5 protein-coding genes are annotated in these 4824 nt (G+C 60.9%); 4 read left to right on the top strand and 1 reads right to left on the bottom strand.

Going from position 1 to position 4824, the window contains the following annotated elements; genetic code table 11:
* Window positions 1-225: 225 nt before the first annotated feature.
* The 4 genes from FJ471_RS34095 to FJ471_RS34080 all read left to right on the top strand — a co-directional run bounded on the left by FJ471_RS34095 (window position 226) and on the right by FJ471_RS34080 (window position 3464).
* On the top strand, window positions 226-954 hold the full coding sequence (locus FJ471_RS34095) for a hypothetical protein (RefSeq protein WP_140811129.1): 729 nt from the start codon (window positions 226-228) through the stop codon (window positions 952-954).
* On the top strand, window positions 947-1375 hold the full coding sequence (locus FJ471_RS34090) for a hypothetical protein (RefSeq protein ID WP_140811122.1): 429 nt from the start codon (window positions 947-949) through the stop codon (window positions 1373-1375). The genes FJ471_RS34095 and FJ471_RS34090 overlap by 8 nt, the downstream gene beginning before the upstream one ends.
* Window positions 1376-1416: 41 nt before the next feature.
* The gene (locus tag FJ471_RS34085) at window positions 1417-1755 is read left to right on the top strand and encodes a lipoprotein (RefSeq protein ID WP_140811115.1); all 339 of its coding nucleotides are present in this window, start codon (window positions 1417-1419) and stop codon (window positions 1753-1755) included.
* A gap of 455 nt (window positions 1756-2210) precedes the next feature.
* On the top strand, window positions 2211-3464 hold the full coding sequence (locus FJ471_RS34080; RefSeq protein WP_140811108.1) for a L,D-transpeptidase family protein: 1254 nt from the start codon (window positions 2211-2213) through the stop codon (window positions 3462-3464).
* A gap of 74 nt (window positions 3465-3538) precedes the next feature.
* On the opposite strand, the gene FJ471_RS35635 is transcribed toward FJ471_RS34080, so the two are convergent.
* Window positions 3539-4264: a LuxR C-terminal-related transcriptional regulator gene (locus tag FJ471_RS35635; protein WP_181179945.1), complete on the bottom strand. Its 726-nt coding sequence runs from the start codon at window positions 4262-4264 to the stop codon at window positions 3539-3541.
* Window positions 4265-4824 lie beyond the last annotated feature (560 nt).

The following is a 4824-nucleotide window of genomic DNA, read 5'->3' as shown; positions in this document are numbered from 1 at the left end:
GGGACAACGAGAACACAACGGGGCGGTCCCAGTACGCCTCGGCGCGCCATGCTTAAGATGCTTGGGTTGGAGACGAAGCGCCTGCTGGCAAGGAAACCCCGCCAAACTTCAGCATTAGTCTTGGGATTGCGGTGCAATCCTTGGCACGACTGCTTGCGCCTGTAAAACAAGCCCGGTAGAGCTGATTTTCCAGAGGGTTTCTCTGGTTGCGGGCGGGGAATTACGGTGGTCGATCTAGCTGATCCGGCTTACAAGCGGATTGTAACCCTACTCTTTCGAGAGTGGACGGCGGCCGATGCTGTGGTCAATCAAGCACACACGCTCCGGCCTGAACTCGCATTCGGACCTGCAATGGAGCTACGAGCCGCTGGAGCGGCGCTCCGCGACTGCATGATGGCGCTGGTAGGTGAGGGGCCAAGAACGCCAATAGACGACATAGCGTTTCGTTTGCTGGACGGCGCCTTAGGAATATGCCGCCGCGCCCGCCGCAACGCGGTTGATAGCATTATCATTTTTCTGAATGAATCTCTGGACAAAGCTCTTGAGGATTATGGCACCGATAGGCTCCTGAGCCTCAACGCCGGTCTACCTTATTTCAAGGATCAACTCTTAGAATGCCGGAACCTGCTGGAGAGCGCTCGTCGCCGCCCTGATGCCGAACTTGTTCGGGATTATGAATTGTTGGAGATTAAACTTCCGGAGCTGATCGACAGGTTTCAGAGGCTAGAGCTACCCAAGCGTACTCGCTTTTCAGTACGGAACTCACAGGCCGTGTGGCTGCTTTCAGCCGCGGTAGCAGCAGTCGGCGGTGCTTTGGCGGCTTATGCCCTTAAGTATCCTCCGACGGATGGACTAGGCGGCTTACCTATCTTCGCGCAGATAGTTTTGGCTCTAGGTTCGATTATCATCACTGCGACAATTGCCTTCTTATCGAAGGCCTCGCGCGATGATTGATCCGCCCGCCTCCTCACTAGAGATAACCCGCTGGGTGATTGGCCTTGCAGGCTTTTATCTCGTGCTTCGGATGTTAGTTGCTCTGTTCCTCAAAAAAAGGCCGCTTTGGAGCATCTCATTCATATTCGATGCGGTGGTGTTCTCCACGTCTGTGCTGTTGCTAGTCGGATGTTGGTATCCTCAGACGCTCAAGGCTCTCGGGGATGTATCGCTATACCTCGCGCTCGCCGGGATGGTCGGCATCGGAACTAGCCTGGGCTCTGTCTTTCAAAGGGACCCCGTCGAACCCCGTAGGCCGAGACCTCCGAGCGGAGAAACACTCAATTACGTCCTGTCGGATAATGACGTTTTCACAATCGCGCGGGAAGCCGAACAAACGCCTGTCGAAGCCTTCGAAGACGACGAAGCGCCGCCGCCCTGATACGTACAATTGCGGCATTGGCTGCTGATTCAGGAAATAAAATGAAGAAATCACTTTTGTTGCTCGGCTTGGTGATTGCTTTGGCGGGCTGTGAAACCGCGTCTCCATCACACGAGAAGGTCGACATCAAGTCGTTGCCTGAATACCAGGAACATATGGGCTGCTTGGCTGGTCAGGCCGCACGGTATTCCAAGGTGCCGGGTTCCGCGCTCGAACTCGGGATAATTGGTTCTTCAGCCTGCAACAGCACGCGGGCGAACTTGTTTAGCGCTCTTGAACGAGTAGAGAGCCGTGCTTATGCGCAAGGCTATATCGGCGCCTCGGAGCGGGAAGAGCCGAAGATTCTTGCTGCGGCGATTATCAAGCGGCGCGGATATTGAGCCTAAAGAGGCTCAGGTGACCTGGGCCTTATGCTTCCTGCCACAAGATTCGATCCGCGCCGAAGAAGCGCGGCCGGGGAAGCAATGGTGGGCTGGTGCCGAAACGTGCCGGGCCCTCATTCTCATTCCAGGTCGCAAGGCGCAAGGCTCCGACAAGGCACGTCGGCATCTCGCCGATGCAAAAAAGCATCGCTGCCCTTTCTTTCACCTCGCCACCATAAGCAAATCGCGGGCCAAGGCCACGTTGCCGCCATAATCGCGGTGGATGCGGATTACGGGTGATGCTGCGGGCCTATGCCCTGCGCTCCTTGGAACCTGGGTGGCGGCAGCGCGTTTCTGGCAGCCGGACGATGCGGGTCATGGTTGGCGAATTGTTAAGTTTGCCACCCCTAGAGTGCGGACAAAGCCGCCCGGCAAGCGATTGAGCGAGAGCGATTAAGCAAAGAATGTCTGCCATGAGAACCAGCCGCCGTTTCTTCCTTACCGGGGCCTCCGCGCTCGCCGCTGCTTTTGCCGCCGGCCATGCCAACGCCCAGGATGTCATCGGGGACATTCTGAAATCCTCGACCCGTGGCAATTGGGACGACCAGTTCGACGCCCGCGGCACCGACACCAACAAGGTCGCCTCGACGCTGCCGATCTTCAGCCAGCAGACGGTGGCCTTCACCGAGCAGGCCGTGGCGCAGTACCAGAACATCGTCTCCCAGGGCGGCTGGGAACAGGTTCCGGCGACCAAGAAACTGCAGCTCGGCGTCGACGATCCTGATGTCGTTCCGCTGCGCAAGCGCCTGATGGTTTCCGGCGACCTGCCACAGAGCGCCGGCATCTCGACGGCCTTCGATTCCTATGTCGACTCGGCGGTCAAGCGCTTCCAGCTTCGCCACGGCCTACCGGCCGACGGCGCCATGGGCAAATACACCTACACGGCGATGAACGTCTCGGCGCAGATCCGGCTCGGCCAGTTGCAGACCAATCTGCAGCGCCTGAAGGAAAAGGCCGGCACGCTCGGCAGTCGCTATGTGCTGGTCGACATTCCGGGCGCGCAGGTCGAAGCGGTCGAGAACGACCGCGTCGTGCTGCGCCATACCGCGATCGTCGGCAAGATCGACCGCCAGACGCCGATCGTGAACTCGAAGATCAATGAGATCATCGTCAATCCGTACTGGAATGCGCCGGTCTCGATCGTTCGCAAGGACATCATTCCGCTGATGCGGAAGGACCCCAACTACCTCAAGGAAAGCCACATCCGGTTGTTCGCGCCGGACGGCAGCGAGGTCGATCCGATGACCGTCGACTGGTCGACGGACGATGCCGCGAAATACCGTTTCCGTCAGGATCCGGGCAGCAACAACGCGATGGCCTCGGTCAAGATCAACTTCCCGAGCCCGGACGGCGTCTACATGCACGACACGCCGCAGCAGAGCCTTTTCGGCAAGCTGATGCGCTTCGATTCTTCCGGCTGCGTGCGCGTCCAGAACGTGCGCGACCTCGTCACCTGGATCTTGCGCGACACGCCTGGATGGGACCGCCAGCATTTCGAGGCCGCGATCAAGACCGGCGAGAACACGCCGATCAACGTGGTCAACCCGGTGCCGGTGCACTTCCTCTATCTGTCGGCATGGTCGACGGCCCCGGGCGTCGTGCAGTTCCGCGACGACATCTATGGCCTCGACGGCGCCCAAGAGCTGCAGATCAGCTCCGCGCAGTAAGAGATTGATCTTGAATTGAAAAAGGCCGCTCTTGCAGCGGCCTTTATTTTGCGTCACCTGAATATCGGCGCGCCTTAGATCAGCCGCTGGTTCACCAGCCGCGCCACCGCTTGCGCGCGGTTCACGGCGCCGAGCTTGCGCCTGGCATTGTCGACGTGGAAGCGCACCGTGGCTTCGGCGATGCCGAGGATCACCGAGATTTCCCAGTCGGTCTTGCCCTCCGCGACCAGCGCCAGGCTGTCGCGCTCGCGCCGCGTCAGCCTGACCGCAGCGGTCGGCGGTGGCGAGGTCAGGCTCATCAGCCTTTCCGTCAGCGCAAGGCCCGCCATGTGGATGGCGAAACGCTCGTCCGGCGAATAGTCCCGCTTGTGGAAGCCGAGATGCAGCGAGGCGATCGCGCCGTCGCCGCCATAGGAGGTGGCGCAGAGCGCGTCGTCGATATGAGCCTCGCTCAGCGCCTCCCAATAGGCGCCGTATTGCGCATCGTCGCGCGGCGCGAAATCGCTGAAGCGGTAGCTCGTACGGCTCTCGCGGATGGCGCCGAGCAACGGGTTGCATTCGAAGCAGACATAGTCGAAGGCCGGGCTGCCCGGCCAGCCGCTCGGCGCCAGCCTGGTGATGAAGCCGCCGGCCGCCCAATGGCTGGCCGACGTCAGGATCGCCGCCGGCCGCCGATAAAGCCGCGTCTGCAGATAGGAGGCGCCGAGATCTTCCATTGCCGCGAAGAAGGCCACGCTGGCATCTTCGGCTGTAGACGCCGCATACGCCGCTTCGACATGCGTCATCAATCGTGACAGCATCGCTTGCCCCAATTTCAACCCACCCGGAACGCACGGTCGCACGGGCTGTTCCATGCCGCAAGGGCAGGGGGCATCGGTCTGTCAACCCGACGCTTTCGGGAGGTTGATGGACTTGCCCGCTCGCGTATCAGGAAAGACGCGGCGCCAGCCACCCGCACACTTCTGGCGGTAGGGTGCGGACCGGCGCCTTGTTCTGCATTTGCCGCGCCGATTCCAAGGCCTTGGCGTGGCGGCCGGCTACCCGGTGCCCCTTAGCAGCCTTTGCGCTGACGCCGGGTGCCGGCCGGTTTTTTGGGAATTCCTTCGGTTGGCGCTCCAAGTCTGCGAGCCGCCGCCAGATGCGCCCCGACATTGGGGCCGCTCTCGAAGGGGAGCGGAGCTTGGGCGTGGGGCCGTCGGGGCGCGTCTTCGGCATTTGGAGCGGTCCGAGGCCACCTGCAGTAAAGACAATCGCACCTGCACGGGGAGGCCATTGCGGCGCCCTGACGGGGCGGCGCAGCCTCAAATAGCTCCCTCGCCAATATCCGAGGGCTGCCAAGACTCACCCTGCCTGATGATCC

The organism is Mesorhizobium sp. B2-7-1 (assembly GCF_006440735.1).
Lineage (GTDB): Bacteria > Pseudomonadota > Alphaproteobacteria > Rhizobiales > Rhizobiaceae > Mesorhizobium.
This window is presented reverse-complemented; position numbering and strand designations above follow the sequence as displayed.